Below are 26,530 nucleotides of genomic sequence, written 5' to 3'. Positions count from 1 at the left end.
TCATGCGCGTTTTGCTGCCGTTTTTGGCGTTGTATCGCCGCCATAGCCTGCTGATTAGCCTGGGCATCCTTTTGGCGATCGTCACCCTGCTGGCCAGCATCGGCCTGCTGGCGCTTTCCGGCTGGTTCCTGGCCGCCTCTTCGCTGGCCGGATTGGCGGGCCTGCTGACCTTCAACTACATGCTGCCGGCCGCCGGCGTGCGCGGCGCGGCGATCTTCCGCACCGCCGGGCGCTACGCCGAGCGCGTGGTCAGTCACGACGCCACCTTCCGCGTGCTGTCGCACTTGCGAGTGTTCACCTTCAGCAAGATCCTGCCGTTGGCGCCGGGCGGCATCGCTCGCTTTCGCCAGGCCGACCTGCTCAACCGCCTGGTGGCGGACGTGGACACGCTGGATCACCTTTATCTGCGGGTGATCTCGCCGCTGATCAGCGCGGCGGTGGTGATCCTGGTGGTCACCTACGGCCTGAGCTGGCTGGATCCTGCGCTCGCCCTGACGTTGGGTGGCATTCTGTTGCTGCTGTTGCTGCTGGTGCCGCCGGTGTTCTACCGCGCCGGCAAACCGATCGGCGGCCAACTCACCGCGCTGCGCGGCCAATACCGTACCGACCTGACCGCCTGGCTGCAGGGGCAGGCGGAGCTGGTGGTGTTCGGCGCCGTCAACGACTTCCGCCAGACGCTGAACGCCACCGAACTGCTGTGGCAACGCCGCCAGTGGCAGCAGGCCTCGCTGAGCGGCAAGGCGCAGGCGCTGATGATCCTCGCCAGCGGTCTGACGGTGACGCTGCTGCTGTGGCTGACCGCCGCCGGCATCGGCGGCGATGCCCAGCCCGGAGCCCTGATCGCGCTGTTTGTCTTCGCCGCGCTGGCGTCGTTCGAAGCGCTGATGCCGGTCGCCGGCGCCTTCCAGCATCTCGGCCAGGTGATTGCCTCCGCCACGCGGGTCAAACAGATCATCGATCGCCAGCCGGAAGTCACCTTCCCTGCCGTCGGCCCGGCCGCGGCCGATCGCGCTCAGCTCAGCCTGCAGCAGCTGAGTTTCACCTATCCCGATCAGCCGCAGCCGGTGCTGCGCGACGTCACGCTCGAGGTCGCGGCCGGCGAACACATCGCCTTGCTCGGCCGCACCGGCTGCGGCAAGTCCACCCTGCTGCAGCTGCTGACCCGCGCCTGGCGCACCGACGGCGGCAAAATTCTGCTCAACGGCGAACCGCTGGAGGATTATGATGAAACCACGCTGCGTCGGATGACCACGGTCGTCAGCCAGCGAGTGCATATCTTCAGCGATACGCTGCGGGAAAACCTGCGGTTGGCCGCACCGAATGCCGACGACGCTCGCCTGAGTGACGTACTGCAGCAGGTTGGGCTGGGCAAATTGCTGGACAGCGACGGCGGGCTGAACGCCTGGTTGGGCGAAGGCGGCCGGCAGCTGTCCGGCGGCGAACAGCGCCGACTGGGTATCGCCCGCGCGCTGCTGCATCCGGCCCCGCTGCTGCTGCTTGACGAACCGACCGAAGGGCTGGACGCCGAAACCGAACAGCAGATCCTGGCGCTGCTGCGCCGGCATTGTCAGGGCAAGACGCTGATCCTGGTGACGCACCGTTTGTACGGCCTGGAACATCTCGACCGCATTTGCGTAATGGATGACGGCCAAATTGTCGAACAGGGCGATCACGCCACCCTGATGCGCCAGCAGGGCCGCTATGCACGCTTTCGCAACCGTATCAGCAACCTGGCGCCGTAATCGGCCCGTAGAGGACGCAGAGACCTTGTATGCGCATCGTTAAGCTTTCCCCCCAGTCGCTGGCGTTTCCCTCGCCTGAGGGCGCCCTGCGCGATCCCAACGGCCTGCTGGCGATCGGCGGCGACCTCACGGCGCCGCGACTGTTGGCAGCCTACGAGCGCGGCATCTTCCCCTGGTACTCGCCGGGGGAAGCGATTCTGTGGTGGTCACCCGATCCGCGTGCGGTGCTGTTCCCTGCCGAATTTCATCTCAACCGCAGTCTGAAACGCTTTTTGCGCCACGATCCGTTTCGCATCACGCTCAATCACGATTTCGCCACGGTGATTGCCGCCTGCGCCCACCGGCCGGATGAAGGCACCTGGATCGGCCCGGAGGTGCAGCGTGCCTATCAGCATCTGCATCGCCTCGGCTACGCGCACTCGGTGGAGGTATGGCAGGATGATCAACTGGTCGGCGGCATGTACGGCGTGGCGCAGGGCGCGTTGTTCTGCGGCGAATCGATGTTCAGCCGCGTCACCAACGCCTCAAAATGCGCATTGATGGCCTTTTGCCGCCATTTTGCCGCTTATGGCGGGGAATTGATTGACTGCCAGGTGCTGAACGCTCACACTGCCCGCCTTGGCGCGCGTGAAATTCCGCGCCGTCAATTTTTGCAGCAGCTCAGCACCCTTCAACGGCGGCCTTTGGCGTCGGCGTGCTGGGCGCCGCAAGTCATATCCCCACAGCCGGTTGAACCGCCCTCTCCAGTAAACTAATTGATGGAAACGGTGCAATGTTCACCGACACATCTTTACATAATGGGGGTTTTTCGGCATTATCTTGCCGGTTAAAAACTAAGGTAGTTAGACCTAGAGGATTCGATGGCCAAAGAAGACAATATTGAAATGCAGGGCACCGTTCTTGATACGCTGCCGAACACCATGTTCCGCGTTGAATTGGAAAACGGGCACGTGGTAACCGCACACATCTCCGGTAAAATGCGTAAAAACTATATCCGCATCCTGACGGGCGACAAAGTCACTGTAGAGCTGACCCCGTACGACCTGAGCAAAGGCCGCATTGTCTTCCGTAGCCGTTAATCGGCTCACCGCGCGCCACATGCTGGCGGCATCGAGGATGTAATCCCTCGGGAGCCCTTTCCGTTTACCCCCGCAGCGACGTTACACAACGGGTTGCAGGTGCGCAGGTAAACTGAGAGGGCTCACTCGTTTCTGTTGTACGGTGAATCTCACCCATAAAAAAAAGCGATGCCGAAGCATCGCTTTTTCTTTGCCTGAAGCGGCCTTAATGCACCGCACCCTCGTCCGCCTTGCGCTTGGCGGCACTGAGGAAGTGGTAGGTCAGCTGTTTCTTGTCCTTGTCCAGCTCGACCTTCACGGAACCGCCGTCCACCAGCGAACCGAACAGCAGCTCGTTGGCCAACGGTTTCTTCAGGTTTTCCTGCATGACGCGCGCCATCGGACGAGCGCCCATCGCACGGTCGTAGCCCTTCACCGACAGCCAGTCGCGTGCTTCGTCGCTCACTTCCAGCGAGACGCCCTTCGCATCCAGCTGCGCCTGCAGTTCGACGATAAACTTGTCGACCACCTGCTGGATCACTTCGGTAGACAGATGGTTGAACCAGATGATGTTGTCCAGACGGTTGCGGAACTCTGGCGTAAACACCTTCTTGATCTCTTCCATCGCGTCGGTGCTGTTGTCCTGCTGCACCAGACCGATCGATTTGCGTTCGGTTTCCCGCACCCCGGCGTTGGTGGTCATCACCAGGATCACATTGCGGAAGTCCGCCTTGCGGCCGTTGTTGTCGGTCAGCGTGCCGTTGTCCATCACCTGCAGCAGCAGGTTGAACACGTCCGGGTGCGCCTTCTCGATCTCATCGAGCAGCACTACCGCATGCGGATGCTTGATCACCGCATCGGTCAGCAGCCCGCCCTGATCGTAACCGACATAGCCCGGAGGCGCGCCGATCAGACGGCTGACGGTATGCCGCTCCATGTACTCGGACATGTCGAAACGCAGCAGCTCGATATCCATCGCCTTGGCCAACTGTACGGTGACCTCGGTTTTCCCGACCCCGGTCGGCCCGGCGAACAGGAAGGAACCGACCGGCTTGCGCTCGTGGCCCAGACCGGCGCGGCTCATCTTGATGGCTTCCGTCAGCGCTTCGATCGCCTGATCCTGGCCGAATACCAGCATCTTCAAACGATCGCCCAGGTTTCTCAGCACGTCGCGATCGCTGGCCGACACGGTTTTCTCCGGGATACGAGCGATGCGCGCCACCACGGATTCGATATCGGCCACGTTGACGGTTTTCTTGCGCTTGCTGGCCGGCATCAGTCGGCTGCGGGCGCCCGCCTCGTCGATCACGTCTATCGCCTTGTCCGGCAGATGACGATCGTTGATGTATTTCACCGACAGCTCCACCGCGGCGCGGATCGCCTTGGCGGTATAACGCACGTCGTGGTGCGCCTCATACTTGGTTTTCAGGCCGTTGATGATCTGAACGGTCTCTTCCGCCGTCGGTTCGGTGATATCGATCTTCTGGAAACGGCGCGCCAAAGCGCGATCCTTTTCGAAGATGTTGCTGAACTCCTGGTAGGTGGTCGAGCCGATCACCCGGATCTTGCCGCTCGACAGCAGCGGTTTGATCAGGTTGGCAGCATCCACTTGCCCGCCGGAAGCCGCACCGGCGCCGATGATGGTGTGAATTTCATCGATGAACAGGATGCTGTTCTGATCCTGTTCCAGCTGCTTGAGCAGCGCCTTGAAGCGTTTCTCGAAGTCGCCGCGGTATTTGGTGCCGGCCAGCAGTGAACCGATATCCAGCGAATACAACGTGCAGTCCGCCATCACTTCCGGCACGTCGCCCTGCACGATACGCCAGGCCAGGCCTTCAGCGATGGCGGTCTTGCCCACGCCGGATTCGCCGACCAGCAGCGGGTTGTTTTTACGACGACGGCACAGCACCTGAATCGCGCGCTCCAGCTCACGATCGCGGCCGATCAACGGATCGATGCCGCCCACACGGGCCAACTGATTGAGGTTGGTGGTGAAGTTTTCCATACGGTCTTCCCCTCCGGACTGCTCTTCGTTCACCGGGTTTTCCGCATTCGGCGCTTGGCCCGGCTCGTCTTTACGCGTGCCATGTGAAATGAAGTTCACCACGTCGAGACGGCTGACGTCGTGCTTGCGCAGCAGATAAGCCGCCTGCGACTCCTGCTCGCTGAAGATGGCCACCAACACGTTGGCGCCGGACACTTCGCTGCGGCCGGAAGATTGCACATGGAAGACCGCACGCTGCAACACGCGCTGGAAGCTGAGCGTCGGCTGAGTGTCGCGCTCTTCTTCGCCGGCGGGCAGCGTCGGTGTGGTTTGTTCGATGAAGGCTTCCAGCTCCTGGCGCAACGCGGCCAGATCCACCGTACATGCCTCAAGCGCTTCTCGCGCGGCAGGGTTGCTCAGCAACGCCAGCAACAGGTGCTCCACGGTCATAAACTCGTGTCTGTGCTCACGCGCCCTGGCGAAAGCCATGTTGAGACTGAGTTCCAGTTCTTGATTGAGCATAAGCACCTCCCCAATAGATTGCCTTATTCAGGCTTTTTCCAGCGTACAAAGCAACGGATGCTCGTTCTCCCTTGCGTACCGGTTCACATGGACGACTTTGGTTTCCGCCACCTCGGCGGTAAAAACACCACAGATCGCCTTGCCTTGATAGTGGACCGTGAGCATCAGTTGCGTTGCGCGTTCAATATCATAAGAAAAGAACTTTTGCAGAACGTCAATCACAAATTCCATCGGTGTGTAATCGTCGTTGTTAAGTATAACTTTATACATAGACGGCGGTTTTACCGCATCGATTTGTTTTTCTTCGGCCAAGTGTTCAAAATTTAGCCAGTCGTTGTTATTGCCCATCGCTGCTCATCTTCTCTGCTCTGCCCTCTGATATGGGGGCAGGTTTCGGTTATTCAAAGTGGGGATAGTTACTATTTTATCATCTTCGGCATCGTCCCGCCGCACTGTAACGTGCGCAAAAAAACGGGCCAATTGTGACTGAATCGTGGCAATAGCGTTACCTGCTTCAAACTTTGGTGAACTGCTCCCCGCCGACAAAAGCCGATCCCTTGACGCCCCGATCATTTGCTCTAGAGTGTAAATTCGTGGCTGGTGGTCTTTTAACCACCCCTTGTCCACCCTGCTACCCGCCTACGGCGGGTGCGAATTCAGTTATTCATCTCACTTAAAATAGCGTTGCGAGGGATGTAAAAGCATGGAGACGGGTACTGTTAAATGGTTTAACAACGCCAAAGGCTTTGGCTTCATCTGCCCAGCCGGCGGTGGCGAAGATATTTTCGCGCATTACTCCACCATCAAGATGGATGGTTACAGAACGTTGAAGGCAGGCCAGCAGGTCAGCTTCGACGTGCATCAAGGGCCAAAAGGGAACCATGCCAGTCTTATTGTGCCGGTGGAAAGCGAGGCGCTGTCCTAAACGCTTCCGGCAGCGTCGCGCTGCATTGACCCTGACTGCGATAAAAATGCCAGCCGCCGTGTGACTGGCATTTTTTATGCCTTTTACTTACTCGCGCGCCAGCGCATCGATCGGATTCAGCCGCGCGGCATTGCGCGCCGGCAGATAGCCGAACACCACGCCGATACCGGTGGAACAGAGGAACGCGCTCAGCAACGCCGCCGGCGGGAAGCTGATCTGCCAGCCCGGCAATACCAGCTGCACCGCCAGGCCGATGGCGAACGACAGCGTAATCCCCAGCGCGCCCCCCACCAGGCAGACCAACACCGCCTCGATCAAGAACTGTTGCAACACGTCGCCGGAACGGGCGCCCACCGCCATGCGGATGCCAATCTCGCGCGTGCGCTCGGTCACCGACACCAGCATGATGTTCATCACGCCGATGCCGCCGACCACCAGCGAAATCACCGCCACCAGCGTCAGGAACAGCTGCAGCGTGCGGGTGGTTTTCTCTGCGGTTTGCACCAGGCTGTCCATGTTATAGGTGAAGAAGTCCTTTTTGCCGTGGCGCAGCGTCAACAGGCGTGACAGCTGCTGTTCCGCTTCCTTGCTGTCGTAGCCGTCGCGAATGCGCACGGTGATCGAGTCGAAATAATTGTTGCCCATCAGCCGGTTGGCCATGGTGCTGTAAGGCACCCACACGTTCAGCGTCTTGCTGCTGCCGAACATCGACTGCTTCTCTTTAGCCACGCCGACCACCGTCGCCGGCATGTTGCCCACCAGGATCACCTCGCCCACCACGTTTTTCTGGTGCGGGAACAGCCGCCGTTGGGTATTGGCGTCGATCACCACCGTCTGCGCCTGTGACTGCACCTGCATCGGATCGATGCCGACGCCCTGGGTAAAGCTCATACCGTACACGCGGAAGAACTGTTCGCTGACGCCGTTGACATTGGCCGCCGCGTCGACGTTACCCAGCCGCAGCCGCATGCTGCTGCTGATGCTCGGCGACAGCGCGCTGATATACGGCTGTTCGCGCAGCGCATCGAGATCGCCGTATTTCAGCGATTGCCTGTAGGTTGGATCGTCGTCGCCGAAGTCCTTGCCGGGGTAAATGTCGACGGTGTTGGTGCCGATCGATTTGATGTCCGCCAGCACCATCTGCTTGGCGGCGTCGCCGATCACCAGGATCGATACCACCGAGGCGATGCCGATAATGATGCCGAGCATGGTCAGCGCGGTGCGCATCTTGTTGGCCGCCATCGCACGCCAGGCCATCACCAGCGCTTCGCGAAAGCGGCCGCCCATCTGCCGCCAGGAAGGCGCCGCGGCGGCCAGCGCCAGCGGCTTGGCCTGGGTATCCTCCGGCGGCGCCGGACGCGAGTCGGCAATGATTTCGCCGTCGCGGATCTCGATGATCCGTTCAGCCTGGCGCGCCACCGCTGGATCGTGGGTCACCAGGATCACCGTGTGGCCCTGGGCGCACAGCTGTTTGAGGATCGCCATCACCTCTTCGCCGGAGTGGCTGTCGAGCGCGCCGGTCGGTTCATCCGCCAGGATCACCTGCCCGCCGTTCATCAACGCGCGGGCGATACTGACGCGCTGCTGCTGGCCGCCGGAAAGCTGGCTCGGCCGGTAGTTAACGCGCTCCCCCAGCCCCAGGCGCCGCAACAGCGCCTCCGCCCGTTCGCGCCGCGCCGCTTTGCCCAGCCCCGCGTACACCGCCGGCACCTCGACGTTATGCGCCGCACTCAGGTGCGGCAGCAGATGATAACGCTGGAAAATAAAGCCAAAATGTTCGCGCCGCAGCTGCGCCAGCGCATCGTCGCTCAGCGTCGCCACATCCTGTCCGGCCACCCGATAGACCCCGGCGCTCGGCTTGTCCAGACAGCCCAGAATGTTCATCAGCGTCGATTTGCCGGAGCCGGAGGCCCCCATGATCGCCACCATTTCCCCGGCGTCGATGCTCAGACTGATCCCCTTCAGCACCTCCACCGTCTGCTCGCCGGAACGGTAGCTGCGGCGAATGCCGCTCAGCTGCAACAGCGCCGCCATCAGCCGGCCTCCACGCCACCGCGGCTGACAATCACCTCATCGCCCGCCTCAAGCCCGCTGAGGATTTGCACATCGATATTGTTGCGCAGGCCGATAGCCACCTCACGCTTCTCTTCCTTGCCCTGTTTCAGCACCGAGACGTGGTAGCGATTGTCGGCGATCTGGTCACCCAACGCCGCCAGCGGGATCACCAGCGCCTGCTCGACGCCGGCCAGCTGAATATGCACCTGCGCCGTCATTTGCAAGCGCAGCAGCCTTTCCGGGTTGGGCACTTCGAAACGCGCATAATAGAAGATGGCATTATTGACCTTTTCCGGCGTCGGCTGAATGTCTTTCAGCACGCCGTCGAAGCGCCGAGTCGGATCGCCCAGCACCGTGAACCAGGCCTTCTGACCCGGCTTGAGGTTAATGACGTCAGCCTCCGAGACCTGCGCCTTCACCAGCATGGTGCCGAGATCCGCCAACGTCAGAATGTTCGGCGCCTGTTGCGCCGCGATCACCGTCTGGCCCTGCAGCGTGGTGATCTGCACCACGTCGCCGTCCATCGGGGCTTCGATGCGGGTGTAGGCCAGGTTGATCTTGGCGGTATCCAGGCTGGCCTGGTTGCGGGCGATCTGCGCATTGATGGTGCCCACCTGCGCTTTCTTCACCGCCAGCTGCGTCGCCGCCTGATCCAGATCCTGACGCGATACCGCCTGCAGTTTGGCCAGCGCCTGGTTGCGCTGCAGCGTGACCGCCGCCAATTGCTGCTCGGCCTGTGCCTGCAGCAGCTGCGCATGCAGCTCGCGCAGCGTCGCCTCGCCTTCGCGAATGCTGTTCTGCGCCTGTTGCGGATCGATAACCCCCAGCAACTGGCCTTTTTTCACCTTGTCGCCGATCTCGACATACAACTTTTCCAACTGCCCGCTGACCTGCGCGCCGACGTCAACCTTGCGCACCGCGTCCAGCTGGCCGGTCGCCAACACGTTCTGCTGCAGATCGCGCTTGGTGACCTTTACCGTTTTGAAAGCGGTTGGCGCCGGATGGCGGAAGTGCCAAACGGCCGCCGCGGCAATCGCCGCAATCACCGCCAGTGCGAGTATCCAGCGGCGTTTGTGTCCTTTAAACCCTGTCAAAATTGACCTGCCTGTGCTTGTGAATATCGACCGCCCATTGCGGCGGCGGAGCTAAATTAGCACGCACCGTAGGGAATAACTAAACCTTAGCTCAACACAATGTGGAGACACGCCTGGTTACAGTTCAGCATTGAACTCTCGTTTAGTGAAGCCTTGATGAAATAGCGCCATTCAACACAGCCAAGGATTTCATCATGTCACAGCTCAGCTACCCACTCGCCTCCGCCCGGCCGCTTAACGGCTGGCAACTGATGACGGCGCTGATCAATGGCGAAAAGGCGCCAAGCAACGCCTGGAAAAAAACCTCGTTTCGCCTGAAGTTTCTCGGCCGCTCGCTGCTCAACTGGCGCACCACCAGCGGCCTGCTCAGCACCCTGGCCAGCAACCCGCTGCTGGAGGAGATCCTGAGCGCGCAGCCGAACCTGCCGTGCAAGCTGCATCGCCCCTACCTGGCAGCCAACATGAGCCAGATCGAATGCCTGTTCGCCCTGCGCGATCATTACGATCTCATCGTGCAGCGCATGCCGCTAAAGATGCGTCTCGGCCACCTCGGCCCACAGCCTTTCGTGCTGGCCCGCGCGATGGGCAAAAACGAAGCGCCGATCACGCTGGAATTGGCGGCGATCGACAAACTGAATAAGGAAGGGGAAGCCACGCTGCTGCTGCGCAACGCCAACGGCGTGATGCTGGCGGAGATCACCTTTGCGCTGATGCATTATCAGCAGCAGCCGACGCTGTTCATCGGCGGCCTGCAGGGCGCGAACCATGAGGTGCCGCACGCCGAGATCCAGCACACCACCAAAGAGTGCCACGGTCTGTTCCCCAAACGGCTGGTGCTGGAAGGCATTTGCACGCTGGCGCGGCACCTCGGCATCCGCCAGATCGTAGCCGTCGGCAATGCCACCCATATCTATCAAAACTGGCGTTACCAGAGTAAGAAGAAGGATCAACTGCACGCCGATTACGATCAGTTCTGGCTGTCGATGGGCGCCAAACCGCTCGACAACGGCTATTTTCTGCTGCCCGAGCACATCGCCCGCAAACCTATCGAAGAGGTTGCCAGCAAGAAGCGCGCCGAGTATCGCCGTCGCTATCAGTTGCTGGACGAGCTGGAACAGGGATTGGCGGCGCATTTCTGCGCCCGATAACGCCCGGCGGGCCGTCAGTCCGCCCGGCCGCGCGCCAGCCAGATCACCCGTGAGAACATTTTCTTCAGCAGCGGCGGCACCGAGTCCGTGCCCCATTCGCCGGCCTGCATCGCGACCTCGATCGCCAGATCCGGCTTCGACGAGTGGTGGACCGCTTTCAGGATCACCTTGCGCACCGGCATCTGCGCGTTGATCGGCACCGACGCCATTCGGTGATAGACCGGGGCGAACCCTTCACGGAACATGAAGTGTTCCATGTCCGGCGCCGGCAGCGCGGTCAGCCGATCGCGTTCGTTGTCTTCATGATTGTCCAGCAGGCTGCGTACGGTGTTGGCGTACTTTTTGCCCGCCTCATCGCCGTCCACCAGCGCATGCCACTCGATGCCCATGCGGCGGGCGAAGCGCAGCAGCGGCTTCAGGCCGCACTGAGCGAACTCGATGACCCTCACCCCTTCCGCCTCGAAATGGTAGCCGCACTGGCGCGCCAGCTCGTTAAGCAGCCACACTTCGGTCTCGCCTTCCACCAGCAGCCAGCAGCGGGCGAATAGCGACGACGGCCGGTTGAAACGGATGTGAAACGCGATGCGCCGCCCGTCTTCGGCGCTCAGCCCGCGCGGCCCGAGACGGTAGGTCGCGACCCGGCCCGACTCGCGCACCAGCCGGCAGACGTGCTCCACCGGCACCAGCGACACCAGTTCGCTGGAGTTGGTGGTGGTGATGCGCTGCAATGGCAGCTGATTGAGCAGCCCCCAGGCCACCGACAGCATGATCGGGTGCAGGCGAGTTTCCGGGTCTTCCACCAGCAGCAGCGGCCGGGCATGGGGATCCAGCTTGACGTCGCCCTTGGCCTGCAACAGGGTGGAAAACATCCCGAGCAGGATCAGGCGCATGCTGCGGCTGTTCGGTTCGGCCACCATGCGGTTGATGCCGTCCAGCGCACGCCAGGCGTCCTGCTCCGGTTCACCGCCGCGGCGGCGTGGCCGCGCCACCTGCGAACTCTGCTCGGCAAAATAGTGCTCCAGCAACTGCTGCATCGCCGCCAGCCCCTGACGCAGCTCGCCGTTGGTCAGCTTCTGCGGATTGCGCACCAGCTCGCGCGTCAGCTGATCCAACTGCTGCGCCAGCGCCTGGGTATCGGGTTTACGTTCATCGCCGAGGCTGCTGGGGCGCAGGCGGCGAATAAAGCGTGCGTCGCGCAGGCGCAGTACCGGATGAATGCGGATGATGGAGTGGGCCAGCTGTTCGATATGGTGCAATTGAAAGGCATTGCCGTCGGCGTCGAGAAAACCGCGCCAGGTGCACACCGTGCCGTCGTCGGCCAGCTCGCCCTCGCAGCGGTAATGAATGCGGCTCAGGCCATCCTCGCCCTTGACCCACAGCGGCGTCAGGTGGCGATAGCGCGGCAGGTGCGCATGGCCGATGTCTTTTTCGCAGAAGGTGAACACCACCTGCAGGTGGCGCTCTTTGGCCGACTCTTCACCGGGGGGGAAATGGAAATCGTGCGCTTCAAACCGATACAGCTTCTGCTCCGGCGCCAGCAGCAGCGTCAGCGCATCCAGCAGGCTGGATTTACCCCAGGCGTTTTCGCCGAGCAACAGCGTGTTGTCGTCCAGCATCAGGGACAGCCGATTAATGCCGCGAAAACCTACAATTTCGATACGCTCCAAGAACATCCGCCGCCTCCCGTGCGCGCCGTCGCCTCTTCAATGAGGCGACCTTCACAGAGCATGGTCAAAAAACCCCTTGCAGGTCAAGCGGCCAGCGTCAAATCTGCCGCTTTACTCCGGCCGGGCTTTTGGTTAGCGTGTGCTCCTCGCCGCCGTTCGGCGCGCATCAAAACTCAAGGACACTCGTTGCACCATGTACTCAGGACTGTTGATTATTCTGTTACCGCTGATTGTCGGTTACCTCATTCCCTTACGCCATCGCCCGCTGCTGGTGCTGATCAACCGGCTGCTCAGTTGGATGGTGTACGTGATCCTGTTTTTCATGGGCATCAGCCTGGCGTTTATGGAAGATCTCAGCAGTAACCTGGTGCTGATCTTCCAGTACAGCGCGGTATTCTTCTTCTGCATTCTCTGCGCCAATCTGCTGTTGCTGGCGCTGCTGGAGCGGCGCATGCCGTGGCGCAGCAGCCATAAACAGGAAAAGCTGCCCTCGCGCGTGCATATGGCGCTGGAGTCGCTCAAGCTGTGCGGCGTGGTGCTCGGCGGCTTCCTGCTCGGCCTGACGCAGTGGCAATGGCTGCAGTTCGCCCATAAAGGCAGCGAATATGCGCTGATCTTCCTGCTGTTGCTGGTCGGCATTCAGCTGCGCAACAGCGGCATGACGCTGCGCCAGATCGTGCTCAACCGCCGCGGCACGCTGGTGGCGTTGGTGGTGACCGTCGCGTCGCTGGCCGGCGGCGCGCTGGCGGCGCAGCTGCTGGGGTTGCCGATCAAGGCCGGGCTGGCGATGGCCTCCGGTTTCGGCTGGTACTCGCTGTCCGGCATTCTGATCACCGACGCCTACGGCCCGGTGATGGGCAGCGCCGCGTTCTTCAACGATCTGGCGCGCGAGCTGGTGGCGATCATGCTGATCCCGACGCTGGTGCGCCGCAGCCGCTCCACCGCCCTCGGCCTGTGCGGCGCCACCTCGATGGACTTCACCCTGCCGGTGCTGCAGCGCAGCGGCGGGCTGGACATGGTGCCCCCCGCCATCGTGCACGGCTTCCTGCTGAGCCTGCTGGCGCCGGTGCTGATCGCCCTGTTCTCCTGATCCTTTTCCCTTGGGGGCTACCCGGCCCCCAAAGCGTAATCATTCCCATCCGCACGGCAAAATTGCGCTAAATCAAACTTGCCCGCAGTAGTCGCACAAAAGCCTTTTGCAACCCCGATCGCCGATCTATGCTTTTAAACAAGCATTATAAATGCAACTTTAAAAATAAAAGGAAGCGACTATGTTCTGTGTGCAATGTGAACAAACCATCCGTACCCCGGCAGGCAACGGCTGCTCGTATGCTCAGGGCATGTGCGGCAAAACGGCGGAAACCTCCGATCTGCAGGATCTGCTGGTGGCGGCGCTGCAGGGACTCTCCGCCTGGGCGCTGCAGGCGCGTTCGCTGGGCATCGTCGACCACGAGATCGACAGCTTCGCCCCGCGCGCCTTCTTCTCCACCCTGACCAACGTCAACTTCGACTCCCAGCGCATCATCGGCTACGCGCGGGAAACCCTGCTGCTGCGCGACTCGCTGGCCGCCCGTTGCCGGCTGCTGGACGCCGGCGTGCGCGTCGATCACCCGATGGCGGCGCTGCAGCTGGCCGGCAACGATATGCCTGCGCTGCTGCAGCAGGCGGCGCAGTTTGCCCTCAACAGCGACAAGGCCGAGGTCGGCGACGACGTACACGGTTTGCGCATGCTGTGCCTGTACGGCCTGAAAGGCGCGGCGGCCTATATGGAACACGCGCACGTGCTCGGCCAGTTCGACGAGCAACTCTATGCCGACTACCACGCCTTTATGGCCTGGCTCGGCACCCGGCCGCGCGACGTCGACACCCTGCTGAACAACGCCATGGGCATCGGCAAGATGAACTTCAACGTGATGGCGATCCTCGATCGCGGTGAAACCCAGGCCTACGGCGATCCGCAACCCAGCGCAGTCAACGTGCGCCCGGTGGCCGGGAAAGCCATTCTGATTTCCGGCCACGATCTGAAAGATCTGCGCATGCTGCTCGAGCAAACCGAAGGGCAAAACGTCAACGTCTACACCCACGGTGAAATGCTGCCGGCGCACGGCTATCCGGAACTGAAAAAATTCAAACATCTGGTGGGCAACTACGGCAGCGGCTGGCAGAACCAGCAGACGGAATTCGCCAAATTCCCCGGCCCGATCGTGATGACCTCCAACTGTATCATCGATCCTAACGTCGGCAACTACGGCGATCGCATCTGGACCCGCAGTATCGTCGGCTGGCCGGGCGTCAACCATCTGGAAGGCGACGACTTCGGCGCCGTGATCCGCCAGGCTCAGGGCATGAACGGCTTCCCTTACACCGAGATTGAGCACCTGATCACCGTTGGCTTCGGCCGCCAGACGCTGCTGAACGCCGCCGACACGGTCATCGACCTGGTGTCGCAGAAAAAACTGCGCCACGTCTTCCTGGTGGGCGGCTGCGACGGCAGCCGCGACGAGCGCAGCTACTTCACCGACTTCGCCCGCAGCGTGCCGCAAGACTGCCTGATCATGACGCTGGCCTGCGGCAAGTACCGTTTCAACAAGCTGGACTTCGGCACGCTAGAAGGGTTGCCGCGCCTGCTGGACGTCGGCCAGTGCAACGACGCCTACTCCGCCATCATGCTGGCGGTCAAGCTGGCGGATACGCTCGGCTGCAGCGTCAACGAGCTACCGCTCAGCCTGGTGCTGTCGTGGTTTGAACAGAAGGCGATCGTCATTCTGCTGACGCTGCTGTCGCTGGGGGTGAAAAACATCGTCACCGGCCCGACCGCGCCGGGCTTCCTGACCGACAACCTGATGGCGATCCTCAACGAGAAATTCGGCCTGCGTCCGATCACCACCGTCGAGCAGGATATTGCAGCGCTGCTCGCCTGATGCCGTTACGTTATGGGGCCGCCTGCGCCGGCCCCTTTGTTTTTTGAGGTGCCCCGATGACTCAACCCACTCCGCTTTGCCCGAACCGCATGCAGGTGCATTCCATCCAGCGTGAAACCGCCGACGTCTGGACGCTGAACCTGATCTGCGACGTTTTCTACCCTTACCAGGCTGGCCAGTTCGCGCTGGTCAGCATTCGCAACAGCGAGGAGACGTTGCGCGCCTATACGCTCTCCTCCTCGCCCGGCCAGAGCCGCTTTCTCAACATCAGCGTGCGCTGCCTGCCGGACGGCATCGGGTCGCGCTGGCTGACGCAAGAGGTCAAGCCCGGCAACACGCTGTGGCTGTCCGACGCGCAGGGCGAATTCAGCTGCGAGCGCCACCCGGCCGATCGTTATCTGATGCTGGCCGCCGGCTGCGGCGTGACGCCGATCGTCTCGATGTGCCGCTGGCTGACCGCTAACCGTCCGGCCTGCGATATCGCCGTGATCTTTAACGTACGCACCCCCGCCGACACGATTTTCGCCGATCAATGGCGCGCGCTGTGCGCCGCCCATCCGCAGCTGCGCCTGACGCTGATGGCCGAGCAGGATCTGCAACCCGGCTACCTCAGCGGCCGTATCGATGAACAGACGCTGCGGCAGGCGGCGCCGGATATCGCCGAACGCACGGTGATGACCTGCGGCCCTGCGCCCTACATGGATCAGGTGGAGCAGCTTTGTCGCCGGCTCGGCGTGCCGGCCGAGCATTTCCATAAAGAGCAGTTCCACACGCCGACGGCGCAGGCCGACGCCACCGAAGGACTGACGCTGCGCGCCGCGCGCCCGCTGCGCGAATTCCGCGTGCCGGTCGGCAGCACGCTGCTGGCGGCGATGGAGGCCAATGCCCTGCCGGTCAACGCCGCCTGCCGCGCCGGGGTGTGCGGCTCGTGCAAAACCCGCATCCTCGAGGGCGACTACACCACCACCAGCACCATGACGCTGAGCGCGGAAGAGATAGCGCAAGGCTACGTGCTGGCCTGCAGTTGCCAGTTGCAGGGTGACGTCACGCTGGCGTGATCCCCTGGCCCCATCGCCGCGATGGGGCATTTATCGGCAAGTTCCCCGTGGCCAGCCCAGTTACACTGCTTCCCGTCCTACGCTCTTTACCCTTCCTGACCGCATCTCGTTCACAGCCGGTAAGCTATGCTTGCAGTTGTTCTGCTGCCACTCACCGGATCGAGTCCACATCGTTTTTCAAACCATGTTTGGGGGAACCATGAAGCAAACCGTAGCCACACTGATCGCCAAAACGCTGGATCAAGCCGGCGTAAAACGCATTTGGGGCGTAACCGGCGATTCGCTCAACGGCCTCAGCGACAGCCTGCACCGCATGGGCACCATCGAATGGCTGGGCACCCGCCATGAAGAGGTGGCCGCCTTCGCCGCCGGTGCCGAAGCCCAGCTCACCGGCCAGTTGGCGGTGTGCGCCGGTTCCTGCGGCCCCGGCAACCTGCATCTGATCAACGGCCTGTTCGACTGTCACCGCAACCATGTGCCGGTGCTGGCGATCGCCGCACACATTCCTTCCAGCGAAATCGGCAGCGGCTACTTCCAGGAAACCCATCCGCAGGAGCTGTTCCGCGAATGCAGCCACTATTGCGAACTGGTCTCCAACCCGGAACAGCTGCCGCGCGTACTGGAGATCGCCATGCGCAAGGCGATCCTCAATCGCGGCGTCTCGGTGGTCGTCTTACCGGGCGACGTGGCGCTGCGCATGGCGCCGGAAGACGCGACGCTGACCTGGCATACCCCGGCGCTGCCGCTGGTGCAGCCGCCGATGAGCGAGTTGAACAAGCTGGCGGAAACGCTGAACAAGGCGAAGAACATCACCCTGATGTGCGGCAGCGGCTGCGCCGGCGCGCACGATGAAGTGGTCAAGCTGGCCGAGCTGCTGCAGGCGCCGGTGGTGCACGCGCTGCGCGGCAAAGAGCATATCGAATGGGACAACCCCTACAGCGTCGGCATGACCGGGCTGATCGGTTTCTCTTCCGGCTACCACGCGATGATGAACGCCGACACGCTGGTGCTGCTCGGCACCCAGTTCCCCTATCGCGCGTTCTACCCCACCAACGCCAACATCATTCAGATCGACATCAACCCCGGCAGCATCGGCGCGCACTGCCCGGTCAATATGGCGCTGGTGGGCGATATCCACACTACCCTCACCGCCCTGCTGCCGCAGCTGGAGCCCAAGCGCGACCGGGCGTTCCTCGACAAGGCGCTGGAGCATTATCGCAACGCGCGTAAGGATCTCGACGGGCTGGCGACCGCCAACGACGACCAGCCGATCCACCCACAATATCTGGCGCAGCAGCTCAGCCAGTACGCCAGCGACGACGCCATCTTCACCTGCGACGTCGGCACGCCGACGGTGTGGGCCGCCCGTTACGTGAAAATGAACGGCAAGCGTCGCCTGCTCGGCTCGTTCAACCACGGTTCGATGGCCAACGCCATGCCGCAGGCGATAGGTGCCCAGGCCACCGCGCCGGATAAACAGGTGATCGCCATGTGCGGCGACGGCGGCTTCACCATGCTGATGGGGGATTTCCTGTCGCTGGCGCAGCTCAAGCTGCCGGTGAAGATCGTGGTGTTCAACAACAGCGTGCTGGGGTTCGTGGCGATGGAGATGAAGGCGGGCGGCTACCTGACCGACGGCACCGATCTGCATAATCCGGACTTCGCGGCGATCGCCAACGCCGCTGGCATCAAGGGCATCCGCGTGGAAAAAGCGTCGGATCTGGACGGCGCGCTGCAGGAGATGTTGGCGCACCCTGGCCCGGCGCTGCTGGACGTGGTCACCGCCAAGCAAGAGCTGGCGATGCCGCCGCAGATCAAGTTCGAACAGGCGAAAGGCTTCAGCCTGTACATGCTGCGCGCCATCATCAACGGCCGCGGCGACGAAGTGGTCGAGCTGGCGAAAACCAACTGGCTGCGCTAAGCAAGCTGCCCCGGTGAAATAAAGGGTATATGATGCCATGTACCCTTTTCCTCTCCCTTATATTCCAGGAACCCTATGCTTATCGATCTACGCAGCGACACCGTCACCCGCCCCAGCGCCGCCATGCGCCAGGCGATGGCTCAGGCAGAGGTCGGCGACGACGTCTACGGCGATGACCCGACGGTCAACGCGCTGGAGGCCGAGGCGGTGCGCCTGTCGGGCAAAGAGGCGGCGCTGTTTTTGCCCAGCGGCACCCAGGCCAACCTGGTGGCGCTGCTGAGCCACTGCCAGCGCGGCGACGAGTATCTGGTCGGCCAACAGGCGCACAACTATAAATACGAGGCCGGCGGCGCAGCGGTGCTGGGCAGCATCCAGCCACAGCCGATCGAGGCTGACGCGGACGGCACGCTGCCGCTGGACAAACTCGCCGCCGCCATCAAACCCGACGATATCCACTTCGCCCGCACTCGGCTACTGAGCCTGGAAAACACCATCAGCGGCAGAGTCTTGCCGCAGACCTACCTGCAGCAGGCGTGGCAATTTACCCGCGAGCGGCAGTTGGCGCTGCATATCGACGGCGCGCGCATCTTCAACGCCGCCGTGGCGCTGAACCTGCCGCTAAAAGAGATCGTGCAATACTGCGACACCTTCACCATTTGCCTGTCGAAAGGACTGGGTGCGCCGGTCGGATCGCTGCTGTGCGGCAGCGAGGCTTTCATCCAACGCGCGCTGCGCTGGCGCAAGATGACCGGCGGCGGGCTGCGCCAGGCCGGCATCCTGGCGGCGGCCGGTCTTTACGCTTTGGAGCATAACGTCGCGCGGCTGCGCGAAGACCATGACAACGCGGTCTGGCTGGAGCAACAGCTGCGGCAGATCGGCGTAGAGATCGCCGATCCCGGTGCGCAGACCAACGTGCTGTACCTGCGCCAACCGCCGGCGCTGGCGGCCAAACTCGGTCCGTGGATGTGCGAACGTGGCGTGCTGATCAGCAGCGGCCCGCTGACACGCATTCTGACCCACCTCGACGTCAGCCGTCAGGATCTGCAGCGGGTGGTCGAGCTGTGGCGGGAGTTTCTTCAGCAGCACGCCTGATTTCCCTCCCCGGTGCGCCGAGGAGCCTCTTATCGCCCGCCGATGGCGTCGACAAAGCGGCGGGTGATCTGTTGCGGGCGGGTAATGGCGCCCCCTACCACCACCGCATGCGCCCCCAGCGACAGGCAGCGCGCGGCCATCGCCGGCGTTTCGACATTGCCTTCGGCGATGACCGGCACCGATACCGCCGCCAGCACCGCACGCAGAAAGCCGAAATCGTTATCCGCCAGTCGGGCGCCCCGGCTTTCGGCGGTATAGCCATACAGCGTGGTGCCCACGCAGTCGAAGCCCAATCTGGCGGCCCCTTGCGCCTCCTCCAGGGTGGCGATGTCCGCCATCAGCAACAGCCGGGGATACCTGGCACGGATCGCGGCGACCAATGCCGCCAGCTGCAGCGACCCCGGCCGCGGGTGGCCGGTGGCGTCCAGCGCGATCATCTGCGGCGCCGCCGCCATCAACTCATCGATTTCACGCAGGGTCGGCGTGATATACACGTCGCTGCCCGCATAATCGCGCTTTATGATGCCGATGACCGGCAGCGCCACCGTGCGCATGATAGCGTTGACGTCTTCGACGCCGTTGGCGCGGATCGCCGCCGCGCCGCCTTGCTCGGCCGCCAGCGCCATGCGCGACATGATAAAATCGCTGTGCAGCGGCTCGTCGTCCAGCGCCTGGCAAGACACCACCAGGCGCCCCTCAATCTGCTGCAAAATGGAAAGCGTCATAAATCCAACAACTCCTCGACTTCGTTTTTAATGATGGTGACGTGCGGGCCGTAGATCACCTGAACACCGTTGCCGCGAACGATAACCGCCCGTGCGCCGCTGGCCTTCAGCCCGCTTTCGTCCAGCAACCGGCTCTGCTTCACCGTCACGCGCAACCGCGTGGCGCAACAATCCAGTTCGACGATATTCTCTTTGCCGCCCAGCGCCGCCAGCACCTGCTGCGAGCGTTCGGTGCCCGTCATCACCGCTTCCGGCGCAGTTTCCGCCTCGCGCCCCGGCGTTTTAAAGTTGAAGCGCAGGATCAGGAAACGGAACGTGAAGTAGTACAGGAAGAACCAAGGCACACCGACCAGCGGGACGTACATCCAGTGGGTTTTCGCTTCACCCTGCAGCACGCCGAACAGCATGAAATCGATAAAGCCGCCGGAGAACGTCTGGCCGATGGTGATATGCAGGATGTGAGCGATCATGAACGCCAGGCCGTCGAACAGCGCGTGCACCACGTACAGCGCCGGCGCGACAAACAGGAAAGAGAATTCGATAGGTTCGGTGATGCCGGTCAGAAACGAGGTCAGCGCCGCCGACAGCAACAGTCCGCCGACGCGTTTGCGGTTCTCGGGACGCGCACTCTGGTACATCGCCAGGCAGGCGCCGACCAGGCCGAACATCATGGTGATAAAACGGCCGGACATGAAACGCGCCGTGCCAATGTAGAACTGCTGAGTATTCGGGTCGGCCAACTGGGCGAAGAAAATGCGTTGTGTGCCTTCCACCAGCTGTCCGTTGATCACTTCGCTGCCGCCAAGCGCGGTGGTCCAAAACGGTAGATAGAAGATGTGATGCAGGCCGAACGGCCCGAGCATGCGCAATACGAAGCCGTAGATAAAGGTCCCGAGATAGCCGCTGGCGTCTACCAGACCGCCCATGCCGAAGATCAACTGTTGGAAATGCGGCCACACCACCGTCATCAGGGCACCGACCGCCATCGCCGCCAGCGAGCTGACGATCGGCACAAAGCGCGAGCCACCAAAAAAACCCAGGAACGGTGGCAGCGCTATCTTGTTATAGCGGCCGTGCAGATACCAGGTCACCAAACCGATGACCACTCCGCCGAACACCCCGGTCTCCAACGTCTGGATCCCGAGAATCGTTCCCTGCCCCACCGCGCCCGCGTTCTGCGTGGCCAGCGTACCGTTGATTTTCAACAGCGCATTGATGGTGGCGTTCATTACCAGATAGGCGATCAGCGAAGCCAGCCCCGCCGTGCCCTTGTCGCTTTTGGCCAGCCCCACCGCCACGCCGACCGCGAACAAGACCGCCAGGTTGGCGAACACGATAGCACCGGCACTGGCCATCACGGTAAATATACTTTGCAACCAGCCGACATCGAGGAAGGGATACGCCTCGACGGTATTGGGATTGGACAGCGCACCGCCGATCCCCAACAGCAGGCCGGCCGCCGGCAGCACGGCGATCGGCAGCATGAACGACTTGCCGAACAGCTGGGCTTTTTCGAACCAACCGCCGGAGCGCGGCAATTCTGGTGTTGACATAAATTTTCCCCCGACATCATTTTTATGATGAAAATTTTTACCACATTAAAATTAATTTAATGAAAATTTTATTCATAACGATGATCGGCTTCACAATCCGTCGATTTCACTGGCGAGCCGCGGCGTCTTTCCGCCACAATAGAAACGGGAATACTCAGAAAGGTAACGTGATGAATACAGGCAACTTGTTATTGCGGCTGCGGCAGGATTTGGCGGGGTACAGCCCCACGCTGCAAAAGCTCGGCAACTATCTTCTTGCGGAGCCTTCCCGCGCCGTTTACCTGACCATCACCGAACTGGCGCGTGAAAGCGCCACCAGCGAAGCCAGCGTCACACGGCTGTGCCGCCATCTCGGCTGCAAAGGCTATACCGAATTTAAAATGGCGCTGGCCCTCAGCTTGCAACAAAGCCAGCCGGAAGCGGCGACGCGCCAAAGCGCGGCGGAAAATTTGGTGGAAGAGAGCGTACAGGCGCTGCGGGATACCGGCGCGCTGTTGGATCCGCAGGCGCTGCAACAGGCGGCGGATAGCCTGCAGCGTTGTGCTTCGGTGCAGATTTACGGCGTCGCCGCCAGCGCCATCATCGGCGACTTCCTGCACTACAAGCTGTTGCGCCTCGGCAAACCGGCGCAGCTGTTCAGCGACATGCACCGGGCGGCGATGAATGCAGCCTCGCTGAGTGAGCGGGATCTGCTGATCGTCATCTCCAGCTCCGGCTCAACCAAGGACGTGCTGCATGCGGTGACGTTGGCCAAAGGGCGCGGCGCACTCGTGATCGCCGTCAGCAATACCCAACGCAGCCCGCTGGCCAAGATGGCGGATACGCTGCTGGTGGCGGCTAAACCGGAAGGGCCGCTGACCGCTGGCGCCCTGCCGGCCAAGGTCGGCGCCATGCTGCTGGTGGAGTTGATGATCGCCGAACTGACTCAGCGCGATCCCGCCTACGCTCAGGCGATGCAGGCCACCGCCAGCGCGACTCTGCCGCTGCTGCTGTAGTCAGAAGATCCAGCGGCCGTAAACCCAGTACCACAGCCCCAGCACCGCCGCCAGATTGAGCGCCACGCTGAGGATGAACCAGGTTTTAAACGGCTGCTTCTGGGTTTTGTGGCGAAACAGCTGCTGTGCCGCCAGGGCGCCCAACCAGCCGCCCAGCGCGCCGAACAGCAACAGCGTCGCCTCCGGCACCCGTCGCCACCCTTTGCGCGCCGCCAGCTTATCGCCGCCGTAGATCAGAAACGTCAGCAGGTTGGCCAGCAACAACCACATCCACACCGGATGCGGCGAGAACAAACTGGCGATCAGCGCCAGGCCCAGCAGGGCGTAACAAATCACATTGAGCTTCATGGCATCCGGTTTTTCGTGCGATAAGGGGCGCGTAGTGTGAACCTGCGCCAAGATGGATGCAACCGACTTATACCCATACAAAATGTGCATTTAAACCCTGAATTTGGCATCCTGTCGTTCTGCCAATCCTCTACCGCACAAGGCGGCCCGATGACACCCCAACGCGTACTGGTTCTTGGAGCCAGCGGCTATATAGGCCAGAACCTGATCCCGCACCTGATCGAACAGGGGCACCAGATTACCGCCGCCGCGCGGCGCATCGAGTGGCTGCAGGAGCAGAACTGGCCGCAGGTCAACTGCCTGTATGTCGATCTGTACCGCCCGGAAACTCTGAGCGCGGCGCTGTGGGAAATCGATACGCTTTACTATCTGGTGCACGCGATGGGCGACGGCGACGACTTTATCGAGAAGGAACGCCAGGCGGCGGAAAACCTGCGCGACGCGCTACGCAATGCCTGCGTCAAACAGGTGATCTTTCTCGGCGCGCTGCAGCCGAACGACGACAGTTCGCCGCACCTGGCGGCCCGCCGCCTGACCGGCGAGATCCTGCGCCAGAGCGGTGTGCCGGTGACCGAGCTGCGCGCCGGCATCATCGTCGGCCCCGGTTCGGCGGCGTTCGAAGTGATGCGCGACATGGTCTATAACCTGCCGGTGCTGACGCCGCCGCGCTGGGTGCGCTCGAAGTCCTCGCCGGTGGCGCTGGAGAACCTGCTGGTTTACCTTGCCGATCTGCTGGCGCACCCGGCGGAGGAACACCGCATCTTCGACGTCGCCGGGCCTGAATACCTCAGCTATCAGGATATGTTCAAACGCTTTATCGCCATCAGCGGCAAGCGGCGCTGGCTGATCCCGATCCCCTTGCCGACGCGACTGATTTCAGTGTGGTTCATCAGCCTGATCACCTCGGTGCCGACGCCGATCGCGCGCGCGCTGATCCAGGGCCTGAAGCACGATCTGCCCGCCGACGGCAAACCGTTGCAGGCCCTGATCCCGCAACGTCTGCACACCTTCGATCAGGCGGTCACCGCCACGCTGCAGCGCGAACTGGAGGTGGTCGATTCCGCCGACTGGGGCTACGATCCGGCGGCGCGGGCCCGCTGGCGCCCCGGCTACGGCTATTACCCGAAACAGGCGGGGTGTTCGCTCGACACCGCCGCTTCCAGCCAGGCGCTGTGGCAAACGGTGCAGCAGTTGGGGGGCGAGGAAGGCTATTTCTACGCCAATATCCTGTGGCGGATCCGCGCCCGCATGGACGACATGATCGGCAACGGCGTGGTCTATGGCCGCCCGGCGCGCGCGACCCTGGCGCTGGGTGACGAGATTGACGGTTGGAAAGTCATCACGCTGAAACCGCTGCGGCAACTGGCGCTGTTGTTCGGCATGAAGGCGCCGGGGCTGGGGCGGCTGAGCTTCACCATTACCGATCGCGGCGATCGCCGCACGCTGGACGTGCGCGCCTGGTGGCATCCGGCCGGCTTCAGCGGGCTGCTGTATTGGTTCGCCATGATGCCCGCACACCTGTTCATTTTTCGCGGCATGGCGAAGCGCATCGCGACGTTGGCCGAGAACCTGGACCGCCAACAGCGCTGAATGCCGTTCATTTGTCGATCAACCGCACAGTTTGCCGCTGTGCTTCGGGGCTTTCCGATTGCATAGCGCACGAAATCACGGAAGAATGGCATCTTATTTGCTGGGAGCGCCGCAAGCGCCCGCCGGTATTCCGATTTTGGGTGAGAATAGAGTCCGTTATGAAGGTATTGGTCACCGGTGCAACCAGTGGGTTAGGCCGTAACGCCGTTGAATATCTGCGCCGCCAGGGCATCAAAGTGCGCGCCACTGGCCGCAACCAGGCGATGGGCGGCCTGCTGGAAAAAATGGGCGCTGAGTTCATTCATGCCGATCTCACCAACCTGATCTCTTCGCAGGCCAAAGCGATGCTGGCGGACGTCGATGTGCTGTGGCACTGCTCCAGCTTTACCTCGCCCTGGGGCACCGAAGAAGCCTTCGAACTGGCCAACGTCCGCGCTACCCGCCGCCTCGGCGAATGGGCGGCGGCCTATGGCGTGGCGCAGTTCATTCACATCTCTTCCCCGGCGATCTATTTCGACTACCACCATCACCGCAACGTAACCGAAGACTTTCGCCCGCAGCGTTACGCCAACGAGTTCGCGCGCAGCAAGGCCGCCGGCGAGCAGGTGATCCAGCAATTGGCGCTGTCCAATCCGCAGACCCATTTCACCATTTTGCGCCCGCAGGGCCTGTTCGGGCCGCACGACAAGGTGATGCTGCCGCGGTTGCTGCAGATGATCAAACGCTACGGCAACCTGCTGCTGCCGCGCGGCGGCGCAGCGATGGTGGACATGACCTATCTGGAGAACGCGGTGCACGCCATGTGGCTGGCGACGCTAAAAGAAGATACGCCGTCCGGCCGCGCCTACAACATCACCAACCAGCAGCCGCGTCCGCTTCGCACCGTGGTGCAGCAGTTGATCGACGATTTGGGCATGAAGTGCCGCATCCGCTCCGTCCCCTACCCGATGCTCGACATGATGGCGCGCGGCATGGAGCGCCTGGGCAGCAAAAGCGAAAAGGAGCCGGTGCTGACCCATTACGGCGTCGCCAAACTCAACTTCGACCTCACGCTCGATACCACCCGCGCGCAGCAAGAGCTGGGCTATCAGCCGATCGTCTCGCTGGAAGAAGGCATCGCGCGCACCGCCCGCTGGCTGAAAGATCACGGCAAACTGCACGGCCTGTAATCAACGCGCCGCGCCGTACTTCACCAGCAGCGCATCGATAATCGCCTCACTCTCTGCATCCGGCTTACCGCGAACATCGTCGGGCCGGAAATGCATCTGAAATGCCGCCAGCACATTGCGCTGCTGCCGCGCATCCCTCCACGGGTCGATCGCGTAGCCGTAACGCGCCAGCTTTTCGAGCAGCGGCGCCATCGGTACCGGCGCATGGCGATCGCGCCCCGCAAGCAACCGCTGCACGTCCCGTTCATCCGGCCAGGCGCCGATGCCGGCCTGCGCCAGCTGCCGCCAGGGGAACAGCGGGCCGGGATCCTGTTTGCGCTGCGGCGCGATGTCGCTGTGCCCCACCACGTCCTGCGGCTGAATGCCATAGCGTTGGATGATGTCGCGGCTCAGCGGGATCAGCACGGCGATCTGCTCCGCCGTATAAGGCTGCCAATGGGTGAACAGCATGCTGCGGGTGAACCCCTTGTTGACGATTTCGATGCCGATCGAGGTGTCGTTGAGGTTGCTGCGGCCGCGCCAGACGCTGGCGCCGGCATGCCAGGCGCGCATCGCTTCCGGCACCAGCCGGTACACCGTCGGTTTGCCGTGTTCGCGCTGCGGGTGCGCCGGCAACAGGTAGTGTGCGCTGACGTGTTCATCGGTCAGCGTTTTCAGCGATGAATGAAAGTCTTCCGCCGTATAGTGCATCACCAGAAACCGAATGCGCTGATCGGCGCCCTGCGCCTGATGCAAGGTTTCGAGCTGGTAAGCGCCACGATCGACGAGCGTGTCCTGCTGCGGATTTTGGCATCCCGCCAACAGCGCGGCGGCGATGATCCCTGGCCAAATTTTCACTTATCCTCCTGATTGACGTCCGTGAGATGTAACGCGACGCGATTGACCTGTATCCAATCATCACGTTCGTCGAGAAATGATGACAGACAACGCCGATGTGCAAGCGAGTGTTGCTCCCGACTGGCG

At 62.2% G+C, this 26,530-nt stretch carries 22 protein-coding genes; 13 read left to right on the top strand and 9 right to left on the bottom strand.

Features of this window, described 5'->3' with window-relative positions; translation table 11 throughout:
- The first annotated feature begins 2 nt into the window (after window positions 1-2).
- The 3 genes from cydC (at window position 3) to infA (ending at window position 2,821) form a co-directional block, all read left to right on the top strand.
- Window positions 3-1,742: a heme ABC transporter ATP-binding protein/permease CydC gene (cydC, locus tag WA302_RS04940; protein ID WP_261456181.1), complete on the top strand. Its 1,740-nt coding sequence runs from the start codon at window positions 3-5 to the stop codon at window positions 1,740-1,742.
- Window positions 1,743-1,771: 29 nt separating this feature from the next.
- Window positions 1,772-2,497, top strand: coding sequence for a leucyl/phenylalanyl-tRNA--protein transferase (gene aat, locus WA302_RS04935; RefSeq protein ID WP_025302262.1), 726 nt, complete (start codon window positions 1,772-1,774; stop codon window positions 2,495-2,497).
- 105 nt (window positions 2,498-2,602) lie between these two features.
- Complete coding sequence (gene infA / locus WA302_RS04930) at window positions 2,603-2,821, top strand: translation initiation factor IF-1 (protein ID WP_002211347.1); 219 nt, start codon at window positions 2,603-2,605, stop codon at window positions 2,819-2,821.
- Between the two features lie 205 nt (window positions 2,822-3,026).
- On the opposite strand, the gene clpA is transcribed toward infA, so the two are convergent.
- Window positions 3,027-5,306, bottom strand: coding sequence for an ATP-dependent Clp protease ATP-binding subunit ClpA (clpA, locus tag WA302_RS04925; protein ID WP_025302261.1), 2,280 nt, complete (start codon window positions 5,304-5,306; stop codon window positions 3,027-3,029).
- A 27-nt stretch (window positions 5,307-5,333) separates the two neighbouring features.
- The gene (gene clpS / locus WA302_RS04920) at window positions 5,334-5,654 is read right to left on the bottom strand and encodes an ATP-dependent Clp protease adapter ClpS (RefSeq protein ID WP_004928347.1); all 321 of its coding nucleotides are present in this window, start codon (window positions 5,652-5,654) and stop codon (window positions 5,334-5,336) included.
- A gap of 355 nt (window positions 5,655-6,009) precedes the next feature.
- On the opposite strand from clpS, the gene cspD reads away from it, so the two are divergent.
- Window positions 6,010-6,231: a cold shock-like protein CspD gene (cspD, locus tag WA302_RS04915; protein WP_004928349.1), complete on the top strand. Its 222-nt coding sequence runs from the start codon at window positions 6,010-6,012 to the stop codon at window positions 6,229-6,231.
- Between the two features lie 87 nt (window positions 6,232-6,318).
- Here cspD and macB read toward each other — a convergent pair whose 3' ends face one another.
- Window positions 6,319-8,265 (bottom strand): macrolide ABC transporter ATP-binding protein/permease MacB, encoded by a 1,947-nt coding sequence (gene macB, locus WA302_RS04910; RefSeq protein WP_049204241.1) that lies wholly within the window; start codon window positions 8,263-8,265, stop codon window positions 6,319-6,321.
- On the bottom strand, window positions 8,265-9,380 hold the full coding sequence (gene macA, locus WA302_RS04905; RefSeq protein ID WP_025302259.1) for a macrolide transporter subunit MacA: 1,116 nt from the start codon (window positions 9,378-9,380) through the stop codon (window positions 8,265-8,267). Before macA ends, macB begins: the two co-directional genes overlap by 1 nt.
- Window positions 9,381-9,574: 194 nt before the next feature.
- On the opposite strand from macA, the gene WA302_RS04900 reads away from it, so the two are divergent.
- Window positions 9,575-10,528: a VirK/YbjX family protein gene (locus WA302_RS04900; protein WP_261456180.1), complete on the top strand. Its 954-nt coding sequence runs from the start codon at window positions 9,575-9,577 to the stop codon at window positions 10,526-10,528.
- A 14-nt stretch (window positions 10,529-10,542) separates the two neighbouring features.
- Here WA302_RS04900 and WA302_RS04895 read toward each other — a convergent pair whose 3' ends face one another.
- Window positions 10,543-12,201, bottom strand: coding sequence for an ATP-dependent endonuclease (locus tag WA302_RS04895; RefSeq protein ID WP_336063139.1), 1,659 nt, complete (start codon window positions 12,199-12,201; stop codon window positions 10,543-10,545).
- 187 nt (window positions 12,202-12,388) lie between these two features.
- Between WA302_RS04895 and WA302_RS04890 the strand changes: the two genes are divergently transcribed.
- From WA302_RS04890 to ltaE, 5 genes are all read left to right on the top strand, one after another.
- Complete coding sequence (locus tag WA302_RS04890; protein WP_025302256.1) at window positions 12,389-13,285, top strand: lysine exporter LysO family protein; 897 nt, start codon at window positions 12,389-12,391, stop codon at window positions 13,283-13,285.
- A gap of 181 nt (window positions 13,286-13,466) precedes the next feature.
- Window positions 13,467-15,116, top strand: a complete 1,650-nt coding sequence (gene hcp / locus WA302_RS04885; protein WP_149570458.1) for a hydroxylamine reductase — start codon at window positions 13,467-13,469, stop codon at window positions 15,114-15,116.
- Between the two features lie 56 nt (window positions 15,117-15,172).
- Complete coding sequence (gene hcr, locus WA302_RS04880; RefSeq protein ID WP_089180731.1) at window positions 15,173-16,174, top strand: NADH oxidoreductase; 1,002 nt, start codon at window positions 15,173-15,175, stop codon at window positions 16,172-16,174.
- A 199-nt stretch (window positions 16,175-16,373) separates the two neighbouring features.
- On the top strand, window positions 16,374-18,095 hold the full coding sequence (gene poxB / locus WA302_RS04875; protein ID WP_025302253.1) for a ubiquinone-dependent pyruvate dehydrogenase: 1,722 nt from the start codon (window positions 16,374-16,376) through the stop codon (window positions 18,093-18,095).
- Between the two features lie 75 nt (window positions 18,096-18,170).
- Entirely contained in the window at window positions 18,171-19,187 is a 1,017-nt protein-coding gene (gene ltaE, locus WA302_RS04870) for a low-specificity L-threonine aldolase (protein WP_193402837.1), read from the top strand.
- A gap of 29 nt (window positions 19,188-19,216) precedes the next feature.
- Here ltaE and WA302_RS04865 read toward each other — a convergent pair whose 3' ends face one another.
- Together WA302_RS04865 and WA302_RS04860 are read right to left on the bottom strand one after the other, a co-directional pair.
- Window positions 19,217-19,912 carry an N-acetylmannosamine-6-phosphate 2-epimerase gene (locus WA302_RS04865; protein ID WP_025302251.1) on the bottom strand — a complete coding sequence of 232 codons (696 nt, stop codon included), beginning with the start codon at window positions 19,910-19,912 and terminating at the stop codon, window positions 19,217-19,219.
- Entirely contained in the window at window positions 19,909-21,465 is a 1,557-nt protein-coding gene (locus WA302_RS04860) for a PTS transporter subunit EIIC (protein ID WP_043137742.1), read from the bottom strand. The genes WA302_RS04865 and WA302_RS04860 overlap by 4 nt, the downstream gene beginning before the upstream one ends.
- Window positions 21,466-21,632: 167 nt before the next feature.
- Here WA302_RS04860 and WA302_RS04855 point away from each other — a divergent pair, with 167 nt between their 5' ends.
- Window positions 21,633-22,460, top strand: a complete 828-nt coding sequence (locus tag WA302_RS04855) for a MurR/RpiR family transcriptional regulator (protein WP_197822795.1) — start codon at window positions 21,633-21,635, stop codon at window positions 22,458-22,460.
- Here the strand turns inward: WA302_RS04855 and WA302_RS04850 are convergent, their stop codons facing one another.
- Window positions 22,461-22,808: a DUF1294 domain-containing protein gene (locus WA302_RS04850; protein WP_043137745.1), complete on the bottom strand. Its 348-nt coding sequence runs from the start codon at window positions 22,806-22,808 to the stop codon at window positions 22,461-22,463.
- A gap of 150 nt (window positions 22,809-22,958) precedes the next feature.
- Between WA302_RS04850 and WA302_RS04845 the strand changes: the two genes are divergently transcribed.
- A complete protein-coding gene (locus WA302_RS04845) occupies window positions 22,959-24,398 on the top strand; it encodes a DUF2867 domain-containing protein (RefSeq protein WP_025302247.1) in 1,440 nt (479 codons plus the stop codon).
- A 158-nt stretch (window positions 24,399-24,556) separates the two neighbouring features.
- The gene (locus WA302_RS04840) at window positions 24,557-25,567 is read left to right on the top strand and encodes an NAD-dependent epimerase/dehydratase family protein (protein WP_004928393.1); all 1,011 of its coding nucleotides are present in this window, start codon (window positions 24,557-24,559) and stop codon (window positions 25,565-25,567) included.
- On the opposite strand, the gene WA302_RS04835 is transcribed toward WA302_RS04840, so the two are convergent.
- Window positions 25,568-26,404, bottom strand: coding sequence for an N-acetylmuramoyl-L-alanine amidase (locus tag WA302_RS04835; RefSeq protein ID WP_261456178.1), 837 nt, complete (start codon window positions 26,402-26,404; stop codon window positions 25,568-25,570).
- Window positions 26,405-26,530: the final 126 nt, after the last annotated feature.

It is taken from the genome of Serratia sp. 201 (assembly GCF_037027545.1).
GTDB lineage: Bacteria > Pseudomonadota > Gammaproteobacteria > Enterobacterales > Enterobacteriaceae > Serratia > Serratia bockelmannii.
The sequence above is the reverse complement of the archived record's forward strand: the minus strand, read 5'-3'. Positions and strand labels throughout refer to the sequence as shown.